At 54.3% G+C, this 15,959-nt stretch carries 13 protein-coding genes and 1 other RNA gene; all 14 read left to right on the plus strand.

Annotated elements, in window-relative coordinates; translation table 11 throughout:
* Positions 1-25: 25 nt before the first annotated feature.
* The 14 genes from rnpB (at position 26) to ftsA (ending at position 15,928) form a co-directional block, all read left to right on the plus strand.
* Positions 26-396, plus strand: an RNA gene (rnpB, locus tag ACW44H_RS07215) — RNase P RNA component class A.
* A 67-nt stretch (positions 397-463) separates the two neighbouring features.
* Positions 464-1,420: a 16S rRNA (cytosine(1402)-N(4))-methyltransferase RsmH gene (gene rsmH / locus ACW44H_RS07220; protein ID WP_113268161.1), complete on the plus strand. Its 957-nt coding sequence runs from the start codon at positions 464-466 to the stop codon at positions 1,418-1,420.
* A gap of 8 nt (positions 1,421-1,428) precedes the next feature.
* Positions 1,429-1,764: a cell division protein FtsL gene (gene ftsL, locus ACW44H_RS07225; RefSeq protein ID WP_113268160.1), complete on the plus strand. Its 336-nt coding sequence runs from the start codon at positions 1,429-1,431 to the stop codon at positions 1,762-1,764.
* Positions 1,761-3,467, plus strand: coding sequence for a peptidoglycan D,D-transpeptidase FtsI family protein (locus ACW44H_RS07230; RefSeq protein WP_113268159.1), 1,707 nt, complete (start codon positions 1,761-1,763; stop codon positions 3,465-3,467). Before ftsL ends, ACW44H_RS07230 begins: the two co-directional genes overlap by 4 nt.
* 17 nt (positions 3,468-3,484) lie before the next feature.
* A complete protein-coding gene (locus ACW44H_RS07235) occupies positions 3,485-4,978 on the plus strand; it encodes a UDP-N-acetylmuramoyl-L-alanyl-D-glutamate--2,6-diaminopimelate ligase (RefSeq protein WP_457508068.1) in 1,494 nt (497 codons plus the stop codon).
* Complete coding sequence (locus ACW44H_RS07240) at positions 4,978-6,336, plus strand: UDP-N-acetylmuramoyl-tripeptide--D-alanyl-D-alanine ligase (protein ID WP_457508070.1); 1,359 nt, start codon at positions 4,978-4,980, stop codon at positions 6,334-6,336. The genes ACW44H_RS07235 and ACW44H_RS07240 overlap by 1 nt, the downstream gene beginning before the upstream one ends.
* Before the next feature lie 9 nt (positions 6,337-6,345).
* On the plus strand, positions 6,346-7,428 hold the full coding sequence (mraY, locus tag ACW44H_RS07245; RefSeq protein ID WP_457508072.1) for a phospho-N-acetylmuramoyl-pentapeptide-transferase: 1,083 nt from the start codon (positions 6,346-6,348) through the stop codon (positions 7,426-7,428).
* A 57-nt stretch (positions 7,429-7,485) separates the two neighbouring features.
* Positions 7,486-8,874 (plus strand): UDP-N-acetylmuramoyl-L-alanine--D-glutamate ligase, encoded by a 1,389-nt coding sequence (murD, locus tag ACW44H_RS07250; protein WP_457508074.1) that lies wholly within the window; start codon positions 7,486-7,488, stop codon positions 8,872-8,874.
* Positions 8,871-10,052: a putative lipid II flippase FtsW gene (ftsW, locus tag ACW44H_RS07255; protein ID WP_457508075.1), complete on the plus strand. Its 1,182-nt coding sequence runs from the start codon at positions 8,871-8,873 to the stop codon at positions 10,050-10,052. The genes murD and ftsW overlap by 4 nt, the downstream gene beginning before the upstream one ends.
* Positions 10,053-10,118: 66 nt before the next feature.
* Positions 10,119-11,183 carry an undecaprenyldiphospho-muramoylpentapeptide beta-N-acetylglucosaminyltransferase gene (murG, locus tag ACW44H_RS07260; protein WP_457508963.1) on the plus strand — a complete coding sequence of 355 codons (1,065 nt, stop codon included), beginning with the start codon at positions 10,119-10,121 and terminating at the stop codon, positions 11,181-11,183.
* 17 nt (positions 11,184-11,200) lie between these two features.
* Positions 11,201-12,649: a UDP-N-acetylmuramate--L-alanine ligase gene (gene murC, locus ACW44H_RS07265; RefSeq protein ID WP_457508965.1), complete on the plus strand. Its 1,449-nt coding sequence runs from the start codon at positions 11,201-11,203 to the stop codon at positions 12,647-12,649.
* Positions 12,646-13,578, plus strand: a complete 933-nt coding sequence (locus ACW44H_RS07270) for a D-alanine--D-alanine ligase (RefSeq protein ID WP_457508077.1) — start codon at positions 12,646-12,648, stop codon at positions 13,576-13,578. The genes murC and ACW44H_RS07270 overlap by 4 nt, the downstream gene beginning before the upstream one ends.
* A 33-nt stretch (positions 13,579-13,611) precedes the next feature.
* Entirely contained in the window at positions 13,612-14,325 is a 714-nt protein-coding gene (locus tag ACW44H_RS07275) for a cell division protein FtsQ/DivIB (protein WP_113268151.1), read from the plus strand.
* 313 nt (positions 14,326-14,638) lie between these two features.
* Entirely contained in the window at positions 14,639-15,928 is a 1,290-nt protein-coding gene (gene ftsA, locus ACW44H_RS07280; protein WP_113268150.1) for a cell division protein FtsA, read from the plus strand.
* Positions 15,929-15,959: the final 31 nt, after the last annotated feature.

A 15,959-nucleotide genomic window follows, 5' to 3' on the forward strand; every position in this document is an offset into this window, starting at 1 on the left:
CGAGGGCGCTGGTATGCTTGCCGCCGGAGTTGGCCAGACAGTCGCCGCTAATGCCCCTCAAAAGGCATTGGGGGAGGAAAGTCCGGGCTCCATAGGGCAGAGTGCCAGGTAACGCCTGGGCGGTGTGAGCCGACGGAAAGTGCAGCAGAGAGTAGACCGCCTAAGCCCCTGAAATAAACCTCAGAGGCCGGTAAGGGTGAAAGGGTGCGGTAAGAGCGCACCGCGCGCCTGGTAACAGTGCGTGGCATGGTAAACCCCACTCGGAGCAAGACCAAATAGGGACCCAATGGCGTGGCCCGCGCTGGGTCCGGGTAGGTTGCTTGAGCGCTGTGGTAACGCAGCGCCTAGAGGAATGGCTGTCCACGACAGAACCCGGCTTATCGGCCGACTCCCCCATATCCATATTAGGGCGTGCCTGCACGCCCTTCATTACCTTATCTCTAACATCTTGTGTGAGAAAAAAATGCCTTCTCCTGACGCTGAACAGGTTGCTTCCCGCTTTCACCATACCAGCGTACTACTGGAGGGTGCTGTTGATGCCCTGGTTCACGATGGTCAGGGCATCTATTTAGACGGTACTTTTGGGAGAGGGGGGCACTCTCGGGTAATTCTTGACCGTCTTAGTGAGCAGGGTCAGCTACTCGCCATGGATCGCGATCCGCAAGCCATTGCCGCCGCCGCTGAAATTAACGATCCACGTTTTCAAATCACCCAGCGTGAATTTGCCCAGCTTGGCGAGTTTGCCCGTGAGCAAGGCGTATTCGGAAAGCTCTCCGGCGTGCTGCTGGATGTCGGCGTTTCCTCCCCTCAGCTTGATGATCCCGAGCGTGGCTTCAGCTTTATGCGCGATGGCCCGCTGGATATGCGCATGGATCCTACGCAGGGGCAAAGTGTGGCTGATTTCCTGGCCCGGGCCAGTGAAGCGGATATCGCCTATGTGTTTAAAACCTACGGCGAAGAGCGCTATGCCAAGCGTTTAGCTCGGGCGGTAGTGACTCGCCGAGTTGAGAAGCCATTCACCCATACGGTGGATTTAGCCGAGGTGCTGAAAGTGGCCCACCCGGCGTGGGAAAAGGGCCGTCACCCAGCAACCAAAGCGTTCCAGGGGCTGCGCATCTTCGTCAATAGCGAACTTGAGCAGTTAGATAGCGCACTTGAAGCCGCACTTGAGGCGTTGGCTCCCGGTGGTCACCTGGTGGTGATCAGTTTTCATTCATTGGAAGATCGCCGGGTGAAGCGCTTTATTCGTCATCATGTCCGTGGTGATACTGATCTTCCCCGCGGCGTGCCCATTCGTGACGATCAATTGAATCGACGTCTTGAGGCGCTAGGCAAGGGGATGCGGCCAAGCGACGATGAAGTGGATGCGAATCCTCGTGCACGAAGCGCCGTCATGCGGGCTGCACGCAAACGGATGTAAATGAAATCATGAGCATGGATCGGATTGAGCAGTGGGCAACCACGTTACGCGCCGAATGGCCTTTCAAGTTGCGTCTGCGAGCCTGGCCTTTGGTTATTACGCTGCTTTTTTTACTTTGCATGGTTTCTGGTCTAGGTGTGGTCGTCACGACGCATATGACGAGGGTTCAATTTGCTCAGTTACAACAGCTAGAGCAAGAGGAGAATCAGCTGCAAACGGAATGGGGGCAACTGCTGCTTGAAGAGGGCGCATGGTCAACGCCTGCCCGTGTCGAGAAAATTGCCACTGAGCGCCTGGGCATGCGTATCCCCGATGTGCACGATGTTGAGGTAATTCAGCCATGAGAAGCGAGCGTCGAGGAGGTACCTCGCGTCAGGCGCCAATTGCGCCTCCTCTTGGCGGCGGGCGTTTCATGTTTATTTTATTCGCGATCGGTTTGGCCTCCATTATCTTGATTGGCCGCATTACGCTTCTACAAGTCATTGATCGCCCCTTTCTACAAAGTCAGGGGGATGCACGTACCCTTCGCCATGAAGCAATCCCGGCTCACCGCGGCATGATCACGGACCGCAATGGTGAGCCGCTAGCCATTTCTACCCCGGTGGTCACGCTCTGGGCCAATCCGCAAGAGCTACCTCAGGATGCTATCCAGCGCGTTATGTTAGCTCAAGCGCTAGGGATGACGCTAAACGATTTTGAGGCGCGGGTAGCACGCTTTAGCGAGCATGAGTTTATGTACCTGCGCCGTCAGATGACCCCAGCAGCTGCCCAACAGATTCTCGATTTGCGCACGCCCGGCGTTTATCCGCAGCGCGAATATAAGCGCTACTATCCCGCCGGTGAAGTGGCCGCGCAATTATTAGGGGTCACCAACGTTGACGATATCGGTCAAGAAGGTTTGGAGCTCTCCTACCAGCCCTATTTAGCAGGTCACCCAGGACAGCGACGCGTTATTAAAGATCGCCGTGGTCGCTTGGTACGTGAGCTTGGCGTCATTAACGAAGCCCAACCAGGGGGCGAGCTAACACTGGCAATTGATCAGCGCATTCAGTATATGGCGTACCGCGAACTGCGCGCGGCGGTTGCAGAAAATGAAGCTGACGGCGGTGTGCTGGTGATGATGGATGCTCGCACGGGAGAGGTGTTGGCAATGGCTAACTTGCCTTCCTATAACCCCAATAACCGAGCCGGGTTGGATCCACGCGGGCTACGCAATCAAGCGCTGGTAGATGTGTTTGAGCCGGGGTCGGTAATGAAGCCGTTAGCCATGGCAGCTATTTTGGAGAGCGGCGTTGTTGACCGGGACGTAATTGTCGATACATCGCCCGGTTGGATGCGACTAGATCAGTTCACGATCCGCGATTTTCGAAATTACGGCGAACTGGATTTAGCGGGTATTTTAGAGAAGTCGTCGAATATCGGTATGTCGCGTTTGGCACTGCAGCTAAGCGAGACGGCGATTTGGGAAAAGTATAACCAGTTAGGATTAGGGCAGGCGCCGGGTACCGGCTTCCCTGGCGAATCAACGGGTAGCTTACCGGCACCGGTGCGCTGGTCACGCAGCGAGCGGGCTGCGCTTTCTTATGGCTACGGATTGTCAGTGTCAGCGGTTCAACTGGCGAGTGCTTACACGGCGTTAGCCAATGAGGGTGTGCGTTTACCCCCTTCTCTACTTCGCCTTTCTGAGCCTCCTCAAGGCATTCCTGCGATATCGCCTACTGTGGCTAATGATCTGCTCAATATTTTAGAAACCTCGGTAGCGGCCTATACCGGCGGACGTCGGGCCCGAGTAGAAGGCTATCGCGTGGGTGGAAAGACGGGCACGGTGCGTAAAACAGGCCAGCAAGGCTATACCACCGATGCCTACCGCAGTGTTTTTGCGGGCATCGCGCCCATTTCTGATCCGCGTATCGTCACGGTGGTAATGATAGATCACCCTAAAGCGGGTGAGTTTTATGGCGGCGCTGTCGCGGCACCGGTTTTCTCTAGTGTGACGGGGAATGCTTTACGCTTGTTGGACGTTCCGCCGGATCACGAGGCAGAGTAACTATCAAAGGAGATTGCATGACGCTGAGTCCTGGCGATGTGTTAATGGCGCTCGCCCAAGTCTGGCCCCATTCACCGCTACCCGAGGAGCTGCCTAAGCTGCCGGACCAGGTACGCATTGAAATGAATTCCCGTAAGCTCATGAAGGGAGACATTTTTGTAGCAGTGCCAGGTAGCCAGCGTGACGGGCGCGATTTCATTGAGCAAGCGCTTGATGCTGGCGCTTCGCTTGTTTTAGCGCAGGGGGCCGATAGTGATGTGCGGCTTGAAGGGCGTGTGCTGCAACTGCCGCACCTGTCAGTGCGCTTAGGGGAGTTAGGACGTGCACTGTTTAAAGTGCCGACTGATCTGTCAGTCATTGCGGTGACCGGTACCAATGGCAAAAGCTCGGTCACTCACTACATTGCGGCTTTGAGTGAAGCGCTGGGAGTGCCGACAGGCCTTATTGGCACGCTTGGAGTAGGTCGCCCTGGCGCGTTGAGTGACAGTGGCTTGACTACGCCAGGGCCCCTGGCGCTTCAAGCGGCATTGGGGGAGTTGGCACAGCAGGGCGTACGATGTGTTGCCCTTGAGGCCTCTTCCCATGCCCTGGACCAGCACCGTTTGGACGCGGTCAACATAAATGTGGGTGTATTTACCAACCTGACCCGTGATCATTTGGATTACCACGGCAGTATGGCTGCGTATGCTGCATCGAAAGCAAAACTGTTTCGCCGCACTGAGCTAACCCTGGCCGTAGTGAATGGCGATGATCCCCTCGCGCGCTTAATGCTCGCAGGGTGCACGAGCAATGTTCGCGTGCTGGCCACTGGCCAAGACGAAGCCGTGACGTTGCGGGTGCTCGATTGGCAAGCCTTTGAGCAGGGACAACAGGCAATGATTGCGACCCCTGAAGGCGAGAAAATGCTCAGTCTAAATCTAATGGGACGCTTTAATTTAGATAACGTACTGCTGGCGTTGGCCGTGCTGTATGGGTTAGGCAAGCCGCTTGATGCGCTCTTTGCCGCAGCCTCCTCCCTTGCGCCAGTGCCGGGCCGGATGGAGCGCCATGGTGATGCCAACACGCCCAGCGTTGTTGTGGACTATGCGCATACGCCGAATGCTCTTCATAGCGCACTCCAAGCGCTGCGCGCCCACTTAGGTGATGCAGGTAAGCTGTGGTGTATATTTGGTTGTGGTGGTGAACGCGATACGGGCAAACGAGCCGAAATGGCCAATGCTGCTGAACAGTTGGCGGATTATATCGTGGTCACTGACGACAACCCTCGACACGAGTCCGCTGAGCAAATTCGCCAGCAGATTTTGGCAGGTTTCTCAACGAAGGTGGAGCCTATGGAAATCGGTGATCGTCGCGAGGCCTTAGCAACGGTTATTCAAAAGGCGTCTGCGCAAGATGTGGTTTTGATCGCTGGGAAAGGCCATGAAAACTATCAGGAAATACAGGGGGTACGCCACCCCTATGCCGATAGCGAAGAGATCCAGCGTGCCTTTGCCCTGCGGAGTGCCCAGTAATGCATTGGACACTCGGTCAGCTCGCCTCAGTGCTGGGCATTGATGCGCCTGCTGAGAAGGGGCAACTGGTAGTCAGTTCAGTCGTGACCGATAGCCGCAAGATTGAGCCTGGCTGCCTGTTTGTTGCCCTTAAAGGCCCCAATTTTGATGGTCATAACTTTGTTGCGCGCGCAAATGAGCTCGGCGCAGTGGCGGCCTTGGTTGACGCCCCCGTTGCTAATGACCTGCCCCAGTTGGTATGCCCCGATACACGCTTGGCCTTAGGACTGCTTGCTGGCGCGCACCGCCGCACATGGCAAGGCCCGCTGGTAGCGGTCACCGGCAATAGCGGCAAGACGACGGTTAAAGAGATGTGTGCCGCATTGCTAGCGCCTTTGGGCAATGTATTGGCCACTCAAGGTAACCTGAATAACGACTTTGGCGCGCCGCTGACCTTATTGCGATTGCGACCACATCATCAAGCCGCTGTCATCGAACTGGGCGCTAACCATTTAGGTGAGATTGCCTGGACGGCGCCGTTGGCCCAGCCTGATATCGCCATTATCACCAACGTAACCGGTGCTCATGTGGGCGAGTTTGGTGGCATGGGCCAGATCGCCCAGGCGAAAAGTGAACTGCTGGCCGGGCTGGGTGAGCAGGGTACGGCCGTTCTGAATAGAGATGACCACTATTACTCGTTTTGGGCTGCTCGCGCAGCTCCACGGCGGGTCGTGAGCTTTGGTTTTCACCCCCAGGCGGATGTGAGTGCCTCAGCGCTTTCCTGTGATCCGCAAGGGCGGTATGCTTTCACGCTATTACAGCATGGCCGTGCCTTGGGCCAGTTGCGTTTGCCGCTACTAGGTAAGCACAATGTCAGTAATGCGCTGGCAGCCGCTGCGGCGGCGTTAACACTGGGCGTGCCAGCAGAAGAAATCATTACACGCTTGCAGTCGTTGCAAACGCTGGCAGGAAGGTTGGCTGTGGTGCCTGGTTTGCGTAACGCCATCGTATTGGATGACACTTACAATGCCAATCCAGGGGCGGTTAAGGCGGCGCTGGATACCTTGGCCAGTTTTCCTCCACCACGCTGGTGCGCGCTAGGCGCGATGGGCGAGCTGGGGGAAGCATCGATTGCGCTACACGCTGATATCGGTCGTTATGCTGCTGAGCTGGGTATCGATGAGCTACTGACGCTGGGCGATGCTGCACGCGCTGCTAGCGAGGCCTTTGGTCGTGGGCTGCATTTTAACGATCACGAGGCGCTAACGCGTCATGTCACTAATACTTTGCCGCCGGACACCACCTTGCTGGTGAAAGGATCGCGCAGTGCCGGCATGGAACATGTCGTTAATGCACTGCGTTCGGATGAAATAAGGTAAACGCCGTTCATGTTACTCCACTTGGCGAATTTTCTGTCGCAGTACCAGTCTGATTTTCAGGTAGTTAACTATTTAACGCTGCGCGTGATTTTAGGTGCCCTTACCTCGTTAATGCTTTGTTTGTGGTTAGGGCCATGGATGATTCGACGTCTGGTCGAGGGCCAAATCGGCCAATCCGTGCGTGACGATGGACCTCAGTCTCATCTTTCCAAGGCGGGCACTCCGACCATGGGCGGGGCGATGATTTTGTTGGCCATCGCCATAAGCACTTTGTTATGGGGGGACTTAACCAACCTTTATATCTGGGTGGTGTTGGGTGTCACACTAGGTTTTGGTGCCATCGGTTGGGTCGATGACTATCGAAAGGTGGTGGAGAAAAATCCCCGCGGTCTACCCGCTCGATGGAAGTATTTTTGGCAATCAGTCGTTGGCCTGGGGGCAGCTGTATTGCTCTATCTAACGGCCTCCACGCCGGTTGAAACCAGCTTGCTGGTGCCGCTGTTTAAAGAGGTGGCTCTACCACTGGGCGTTTTCTATATCGTGCTTACTTACTTTGTCATTGTAGGTAGCTCCAATGCGGTTAATCTAACCGATGGGTTAGATGGTTTGGCCATTATGCCCACAGTACTCGTGGCCATGGGCCTGTCGGTCTTTGCTTACGCGAGTGGTAATACCGTTTTCGCCGCGTATCTGCATATTCCGTTTATTGCCGGAACCGGTGAATTGGCAGTGTTCTGCGCCACAATTGCCGGTGCGGGGCTTGGTTTTTTATGGTTTAACACCTATCCCGCTCAGGTCTTTATGGGCGATGTGGGTGCCTTGGCGCTAGGCGCTGCGCTGGGCGTAGTGGCGGTGATCGTACGTCAGGAAATCGTGCTGTTTATCATGGGCGGTATTTTTGTCATGGAGACCGTGTCGGTCATCCTTCAGGTGGGTTCCTATAAGCTCACCGGGCGACGCATTTTTCGTATGGCGCCTTTGCACCACCACTATGAATTAAAAGGCTGGCCAGAACCACGGGTGATCGTGCGTTTTTGGATTATTACCGTGGTGCTGGTACTGCTCGGTCTCGCAACGCTCAAAGTTCGTTAATCATATGGCCAAGACTTCGCCTAGTGATCATTGGCATGATGCGAGAGGGAGCCTGTGATGGTTCGAGTAGCTAAAAGATTGACGCTGGTCGTTGGGTTGGGCGTGTCTGGCCGTGCTATTTGTCGGCATTTAAGTCGATTGAATGTCCCTTACATGGTGGCGGACACGCGTACTGAACCACCGGGATTAGACGACTTCCGATCGGCTCATCCTGGTATTGCGATCCACTGCGGTTCGCTTACATCGCTTGATCTGAGCGATGTAGAAGAGGTGGTGATTAGCCCTGGACTTGACCCGCGAATGCCGGGATTAGCGGCGTTGGCGGATCAGCTTAATCCTCGCACAGGCGAGCCCAGGGTAGTGGGCGAAATAGCGTTGTTTGTTCGTGCCACAAACACGCCGATAGCCGCTATCACCGGTTCTAATGCAAAGTCGACTGTGACCACGCTGCTCGGTGAAATGGCGGCGGCCGCAGGCGTGAATGCAGCCGTTGGCGGTAATCTGGGCACCCCTGCGCTGGACCTGCTGGCCAGCCACCCGGATGCCGCACTGTATATTCTTGAGCTATCGAGCTTTCAGCTTGAAATGACGCCCCACCTGAATGCCCGTTGTGCTGCCTTTCTGAACTTGTCGGAAGATCACCTTGATCGCCATGGCGATATGCACGGCTATCGCGCTGCAAAACAGCGTATATTTATCGGTGCTCGTCACGCCGTTGTGAATGCAGATGACTCTTCCACTTGGCCTGATTACCCCGTGGAGCAGGTGGATTACTTTTCGCATCGTGCGCCGGAAGCGGGTGAGTGGGGGTTAGCGCTTCACCAGGATAAGCTGACTTTGATGCAAGGTGCCCAGCCTTGGCTTGCTATTGATGCGCTAAAAATCACCGGGCAACATAACTACGTCAATGCCTTGGCCGCCTTGGCGATGGGGGAGGCATTGGGGTTTGCGGCAGCATCCATGTGCGTAGCGCTGCGTGACTTCAAAGGGCTGGCACACCGCAGCGAAGTGATTGCATGTATCAATGGAGTCACCTGGGTCAACGACACCAAGGGCACCAATGTAGGGGCTACGCTGGCGGCCATTAATGGCATTGGCGCAACGTTGAAAGGACGCTTAATTTTATTGGCAGGCGGGGTTGGCAAGGGGGCAGACTTTGCGCCGTTGGCAAAGCCTTTAACAGCGTGCGCGCGTCATGTGCTGCTGTTCGGGCTTGATGCTTCGCGAATAGCCGCGGCGCTGCATGGGCAAGTAGTAACTCAGCAAGTGGACGATCTAACCCAGGCCATGCAGGTAGCTTCTGAGCTAGCCCAGCCGGGAGACTGTGTGCTGCTGTCACCCGCCTGTGCGAGTCTGGACCAGTTTGCCAATTACCAAGAGCGCGGCGAGGTGTTTCGTCGCTGGGTGCAAGATAAGGCCCAGTCTGTTGCCGGGGGAGCGTTATGAGTCGACTGCAGCGTTTGCGTAATAAGCTTACAACACGTGATCTCCCTTGTGATGTATGGTTAATAATGGCAGCGATTGCCCTGGCGGGCTTGGGATGGGTAATGGTAAGTTCAGCATCGATCGGCTTGCTGGAAGATACCTACCACTACTCACGCCAACATGGCATCTTTCTTGTGCTCGCTATTTTGGCCTGTGTTTTTATGCTCTGCGTGCCGCTTGAAGTTTGGCGACAGAATGCAGCGCTGATACTGCTAGCCACTATTTTTCTGTTGGTATTGGTGCTTATTATTGGTCAGGAAATTAATGGCAGTAAGCGCTGGATAGCGCTGCCGGGGCCCTTGCCTAGTTTACAAGTCTCTGAATTTGCCAAAATAGGGCTGATTTTTTATATGGCGGCATTTATGTCGCGATTCACCTATGACCTGCGTCGCCGTGCGTTCAGTATGTGGCGTCCATTGGCAGTGCTGGCTGTTCCAGCAGGGCTGCTGTTTTTAGCACCTGATTTCGGTGGCATGGTGGTCTTTACCGTTTGCGTCATCGGTATGCTGATGATGAGCGGCGCATCGCTTTTTTTACTGGTAGGCAGCGGAGCGTTACTTGGTTCTGGGGCGGTAATGATGGTGGTGATTGAGCCCTATCGATTAGCACGGTGGACCAGTTTTCTTGATCCCTGGGCTGACCAGTTCGCGACAGGCTACCAGTTAACCCAGGCGTTAATTGCCTTTGGGCGGGGGCATGTGACGGGCACCGGCCTGGGCAACAGTGTACAGAAATTGCATTACCTGCCTGAGGCGCATACCGACTTTATCTTTGCGGTAATCGCTGAGGAGCTGGGTATGATTGGCGCGATAATGGTCGTGCTGCTATTTACCCTGTTTATTGCACGCGCCATGTGGGTAGGGCGCAAAGCTGAACTGGCAGGACACCTTTTTGGCGCTTACGTAAGCTATGGCATTGGTTTTGTTGTGGCCGCACAAGCGTTTATTAATATGGCGGTTAGCTCCGGCCTGTTACCCACGAAAGGGTTAACTTTGCCATTAATGAGCTACGGTGGCTCTAGCTTGCTAGTCACTGGAGTCATGGTGGGATTGCTGCTGCGTACAGATGCTGAAACCCGTCATCGGCCCCGGCGTGCATCTACCCCGTATAAATCGCGCTATGAACCGCGTTTATCCTAATGTTATGCCGCTGGGTGTTATCAGGAGTTTGATGTGACGACTAACGTTAGGCGGCGAGTGCTAATCATGGCAGGTGGCACCGGCGGCCATGTTTTCCCAGCGCTTTCGCTCGCCAAAGCATTGCAGGCACAGCGGGTTAACGTCGAGTGGCTAGGCAGCCCTAGAGGAATTGAAAACCGCTTGGTGCCTGAAGCGGGCATACCATTGCATACCATTGCAATTAGCGGTTTGCGTGGTAATGGAATGGCGGGCTGGCTAAAGGCACCGTTAAATCTTAGCCGTGCTATCTTGCAGGCGCGCGCTGTCATTCGCGAATTCAGGCCTCAAGTGGTGGTCGGCTTGGGCGGCTTCGCTAGTGGCCCCGGCGGGTTGGCTGCATGGCTGTCAGGCGTTCCTCTGGTTATTCATGAGCAGAATGCCGTTGCAGGGCTCACTAATCGCGTTTTATCCCGGCTGGCCAAGCGTACCTATGCTGCCTTCCCAGAAGCATTTGGGGCGCGGGCCGAGGTGATTGGCAATCCAGTACGTGACGATATTGCTGCCTTAGGGAGTACGCCGCGAGATGCCGAAACGCTCTCTATTCGGCCTCTTCGCCTATTAGTGGTGGGTGGCTCGCTCGGCGCGGTTGCATTGAACGAGCGTTTAGCGCCTGCACTTGCGACACTGCCTGTTGAACAGCGCCCACAGGTGCGCCATCAGGCGGGTAAGGATCGAGACGGGATTACAGCTGAAAATTATCAGCAGCATGGCGTGAGTGCGGAGGTTATCCCTTTTATTGACGATATGGCCGCTGCATACGAATGGGCCGATTTAGTAGTATGTCGCTCCGGCGCGCTCACTGTCGCGGAGTTAGCGGCGGCTGCTAAGCCAGCACTGCTGGTGCCATTCCCTTTTGCAGTCGATGATCATCAACGTATCAATGCGCAAGTGTTAGTGAAGGCGGGTGCTGCGAAGTGTGTTATTCAGTCTGAGCTAACCGAAGAGCGTTTAAGCGAATTTTTAAATGAATTGCTCGTCCCCAACACCCTGGCTGCGATGGCGGCAAATGCACGTCAGGCCGCGCATTTAGATGCAACTGAGCGCTTGGCTGAGGGATGTTTGGCGATGATGCCGTTAGGAGACCCTGTGTGACCGATACAGATAAAACCATGACAACCCCAAGTGTTACTGCCATTGGCCCTGGTATGCGTCGAATTCGACGTATTCATTTTGTCGGTGTCGGTGGCGCAGGGATGTGTGGAATCGCAGAAGTATTGGCAAACCAGGGATACGCCGTCAGCGGTAGTGACATGAAAAACTCTTCCGTCGTAGAGCGGTTGCGTCGGTGCGGTGTATGCGTGGCGATCGGCCATGCCGAAGCTAACGTTGAAAGCGCTGATGTAGTGGTAGTGTCTAGCGCCATTGATGAGAAAAACCCGGAAATACGTTGGGCGCATGAGCATCGTGTACCGGTTGTGCGTCGGGCTGAAATGCTTGCTGAGTTGATGCGATTTCGACATGGCATTGCCGTGGCGGGCACTCATGGAAAAACCACGACGACTAGCTTGACCGCGACTCTCCTGGCAGAAGGGGGATTAGACCCAACCTTTGTTATCGGCGGCAAGTTAACCAGTGCCGGCGCTAATGCCCGTTTGGGGGAGGGGGACTATCTTGTTGCCGAAGCTGATGAGTCCGATGCTTCGTTTTTGCACCTACAGCCCATGGTGTCGATTGTTACTAATATTGATGCTGACCATATGGCGACCTATGGCGGTGACTTCGAGCGGCTAAAAAGTACCTTTATCGAATTTCTGCACAATTTACCGTTTTATGGTCTCGCGGTGCTGTGTATTGATGATCCCCACGTACGCGTGCTGTGTGAGCAGGTAAAGCGACAGTTTGTTACCTATGGGTTTGATAGCGATGCTGATTATCGCATTGTTGATTTTACCCAGCGCGGGGGTGAGGTGTCGTTTACTGCGTTACGCCCAGGTGGCGCTGAACCTCTCGCGGTGCGCTTAGCTATGCCAGGTCGCCATAATGCCTTGAATGCGATGGCAGCGATTGTCGTAGCGACGGATGCAGGCGTTAGCGATAGGGCTATTTTAAGCGGGCTGGTGGGTTTTGCAGGCGTAGGTCGCCGCTTCCAGGTGCATGGTCATTTCCCTGCACCAAAAGGGGGGGGCGACATTATGCTGGTGGATGACTACGGTCATCACCCGCGTGAAGTTGACATGGTTATCCAGGCGATTCGTGCGGGATGGCCCGACCGTCGTCTAGTCATGCTTTATCAGCCTCATCGCTACAGCCGTACTCGCGATCTATACGAGGACTTTGTACGGGTGCTTTCTCAAGTCGATACGTTAATACTGCTTGATGTTTACAGTGCCGGTGAAACGGTTATTCCTGGCGCTGAGGGTAGAACCCTGGCGGGATCTATTCGTCAGCGCGGTGAAGTCGACCCACTCTTTGTCGAACATAAAAGTGAGTTACCTGTGCTGTTAGCCAATGTGTTACGTCCCGATGATATTTTAATTACCCAGGGCGCTGGCGATGTAGGTGGTATTTCTCTGAGCTTGGCACAGGCACAGCTAGCGATGAACGAGGTGGTACTGTGAGCGCTGAAGTAGCAACAAACGTATCCTTTGAAAACGTCGTGGTGGTTTACGGCGGGACGTCTGCTGAGCGCGAGGTATCGCTTAAAAGCGGTGCTGCAGTGCTTGAGGCGCTTCAGCGTAAAGGCGTCAATGCCTCTGGCTATGACCCTAGAGACAATGGTTTGGTCGGTTTAGAACAGTTGGCTCCTTCTGTGGTCTTTGTGGCACTGCATGGACGAGGCGGCGAAGACGGTACGCTGCAGGGAGCGCTGGAGCTGCTCGATATTGCTTATACCGGCAGTGGCGTGCTTGCTTCGGCGCTAGGGATGGATAAGCAGCGCACCAAACAGGTATGGAGCGCCGTTGGCTTGCCGACACCTGAAAGTATTATGTTGGATGAAGCGGCGGACTGGTCAGCCGTGGTGGCGCAGCTTGGCTTGCCGCTGATCGTGAAACCCGTGCATGAAGGCTCTACGCTGGGTATTAGCATTGTAAAAAGTCAGGCGGCGCTTGAGGCGGCGTATCGTGAGGCGGCGCAGTTTGATGCGCGTGTGATGGCGGAGCGATTTATAGTAGGCGAGGAGTATACGGTCGCGCTGCTTGGTGATCAGGTGTTGCCTGCGATCCGTGTTGAAGTGCCTGGCGGTTTTTATGACTACGAAGCCAAATATATTGCTAACACCACTCAGTACCACTTGCCGTGTGGCTTGTCTTCCGAGCATGAAGCAGAGCTGGCCGTACTCTGTCAGCAGGCATTTGCGGCTATTGGTGGGGCAGGGTGGGGTAGAGTTGATGTCATGCGCGATAACGATGGACGCTTTTGGCTGCTAGAAGTCAATACAGTCCCTGGTATGACCGATCATAGCCTAGTGCCCCAGTCGGCGGCACATGCGGGCATATCCTTCGACGATCTAGTGTTAAAAATACTGCAAACCGCAGGCGGGCAGTAATCGCTATGGCGCGTTTGTTATGAAGGGTGCCTTATGAAAAGGCGTAATGCTTGGCTGGGTATTCTCTTGCTTGCTTTGCTAATGGGGGCAGGCAGTCGTGCCCTTTGGCTGTGGTTAGACCGCCCGATTGAGCGGGTGTCGATTCGTGGTGAATGGGAATACGTAAGTGCCGATTACCTACGTACTCAGTTAGCGCCATTAGTGGTCAACGCCACTTGGCTTTCGGCAGACCTTGGTGAGTTGCGCGACCGAGCGCTACAGGTGGGCTGGTTGAATGAAGTACGTATTTCCCGTGAATGGCCTAATGCACTTGTGTTTGAACTAGTAGAGCAGCAGCCCGTCGCGCGCTGGAATGATGATTTCTTGCTTAATCCTGAAGGCGAGCCTTTCGCATTTGCGCCATTAGCATCCCCCTCTGGTTTGCCTGACTTGGCAGGTCCCAACGGTAGCAGTGAAGAAGTGTTAAACTATTATCATCGACTAAAACTTCACTTTGAACAGTTATCGCTTGATCTTACTCAACTTCGTTTAGAACCACGCGGAGCGTGGCGGCTGCAATTAAATGAAGGTGCTTGGGTGATGTTAGGGCGACGGCAGCATGAGGTTCGCTTGGCACGTTTATCGGCCTCATGGCAACGCGAGCTGTATACCCTTAGCGAGCAAATCCGCTATATTGACCTGCGTTACCCTAATGGGGTCGCTGTTGCTTGGCATGGAGAAAGTGAATTTGCAGTGCAAGATGAGTAACTCTTCTATTACTTGAAGCAAATAAGGTGTAAAAGTAAGTGGTTGCCATCGTTGAAAAAGCTAATAATGGGCTTTAAATTGCTTTCCCGGCCCATTATTGTGGGTTTGTAGTAGTCGTATTGAAGCTGTTGTTTCTATACTATGGGTTAGTCGCGGGTTAAATGGTTTTTAATTTTGGCTATTTGTACTTGGCGAATGTCTCGGTAATAGCACTGATTATTTTGGGTAGCACGTTTTCAATGTTAAGCGTTGGATTAAACGTCACCCTATTTATAGTTACTTTTAACAATGACGCAAGGAGATTTCCCGACTCATGGCAGGCTCACCTAACGCATCCAATATGGTGGTCGGGCTGGACATTGGAACGTCCAAGGTCGTCGCGATAGTCGGTCAACCTACCGATGACGGCGGAATTGAAATTGCCGGTATTGGCTCGCATCCTTCGCGGGGTATGAAGCGCGGCGTCGTGATCAATATTGAATCAACAGTGCAGTCAATCCAGCGAGCTGTTGAAGAAGCCGAGTTGATGGCTGGCTGTGATATTCACTCGGTATATGTGGGTGTGGCCGGTAGCCATATTAGTTCAATGAACTCGGATGGCGTAGTGGCCATCAAAGAACGCGAAGTCACTCCCTCCGATATTGAACGAGTTATTGATTCGGCACGTGCGCGTGCTATTTCTGAAGGGCAGCGTGTGTTACATGTGCTGCCTCAGGAGTTCTCAATCGATGCTCAAGGCGGCATTCGCGAGCCGCTAGGTATGTCCGGTGTGCGTTTGGAAGCCCAGGTGCATTTGGTGACAGCTGCCTCAAACGCAGTGCAAAATATTGAAAAGTGCGTGCGCCGCTGTGGATTGGAGGTTGATGCTATTATTTTGGAGCAGCTTGCTTCAAGTATGGCTGTTCTAACTGAAGATGAGCGTGAGCTGGGTGTCTGTATGGTAGATATTGGTGGTGGCACCACGGATATGGCCATTTTCAGCGAAGGCGCGATTCGCCACACGGCAGTTATCCCTATCGCCGGTGACCAGGTCACTAACGATATTGCGATGGCATTGCGTACACCAACGCAGCACGCTGAAGAGATAAAGGTTAAATATGCTTGCGCGCTAACCCATTTAGCGGCAAGTGATGAAATGATCAAAGTGCCTAGTGTAGGCGATCGTCCTGCGCGTGACCTATCACGGCAAGCACTTGCCGAAGTGGTAGAGCCACGCTATGAAGAGCTGTTTACGCTAGTACGTGATGAATTGCGCCGTAGTGGCTATGAAGACATGGTGGCTGCCGGGATAGTGCTTACTGGTGGCACCTCGCGCATGGAAGGTGTTAGCGAATTGGCGGAAGAGATTTTTCATATGCCTGTTCGTATCGCATGTCCGCAGAATGTAAGAGGTTTGGCGGATGTCGTTCGTAACCCAATTTATGCGACGGGCGTTGGTCTGCTGCATTATGCCTTGCAGGAAACGCGTCATGGGCAAGGTCTTAAAAGCCAAGGGGGGGTGGTTGCAGCTCATAAGGGCCGCAATGAGCTTGCCCGGCGTGATATCAAGGAAGACTATTCGGCGCTAGCAAGAATGAAAGGCTGGTTCAAAGGAAATTTCTGACAGGGCCGCAAGCGCGGTTCAGGAGACGGGG

It is taken from the genome of Vreelandella sulfidaeris Esulfide1 (genome assembly GCF_054072535.1).

Coding starts and splice junctions, on each gene's coding strand:
- murD (WP_457508074.1), top strand. CDS start 7,486: ATGGTTCGAGTAGCTAAAAGATTGACGCTGGTCGTTGGGTTGGGCGTG.
- ftsL (WP_113268160.1), top strand. CDS start 1,429: ATGAGCATGGATCGGATTGAGCAGTGGGCAACCACGTTACGCGCCGAA.
- rsmH (WP_113268161.1), top strand. CDS start 464: ATGCCTTCTCCTGACGCTGAACAGGTTGCTTCCCGCTTTCACCATACC.
- ACW44H_RS07230 (WP_113268159.1), top strand. CDS start 1,761: ATGAGAAGCGAGCGTCGAGGAGGTACCTCGCGTCAGGCGCCAATTGCG.
- ftsW (WP_457508075.1), top strand. CDS start 8,871: ATGAGTCGACTGCAGCGTTTGCGTAATAAGCTTACAACACGTGATCTC.
- ACW44H_RS07275 (WP_113268151.1), top strand. CDS start 13,612: ATGAAAAGGCGTAATGCTTGGCTGGGTATTCTCTTGCTTGCTTTGCTA.
- ACW44H_RS07240 (WP_457508070.1), top strand. CDS start 4,978: ATGCATTGGACACTCGGTCAGCTCGCCTCAGTGCTGGGCATTGATGCG.
- mraY (WP_457508072.1), top strand. CDS start 6,346: ATGTTACTCCACTTGGCGAATTTTCTGTCGCAGTACCAGTCTGATTTT.
- ACW44H_RS07235 (WP_457508068.1), top strand. CDS start 3,485: ATGACGCTGAGTCCTGGCGATGTGTTAATGGCGCTCGCCCAAGTCTGG.
- murG (WP_457508963.1), top strand. CDS start 10,119: ATGGCAGGTGGCACCGGCGGCCATGTTTTCCCAGCGCTTTCGCTCGCC.
- murC (WP_457508965.1), top strand. CDS start 11,201: ATGACAACCCCAAGTGTTACTGCCATTGGCCCTGGTATGCGTCGAATT.
- ftsA (WP_113268150.1), top strand. CDS start 14,639: ATGGCAGGCTCACCTAACGCATCCAATATGGTGGTCGGGCTGGACATT.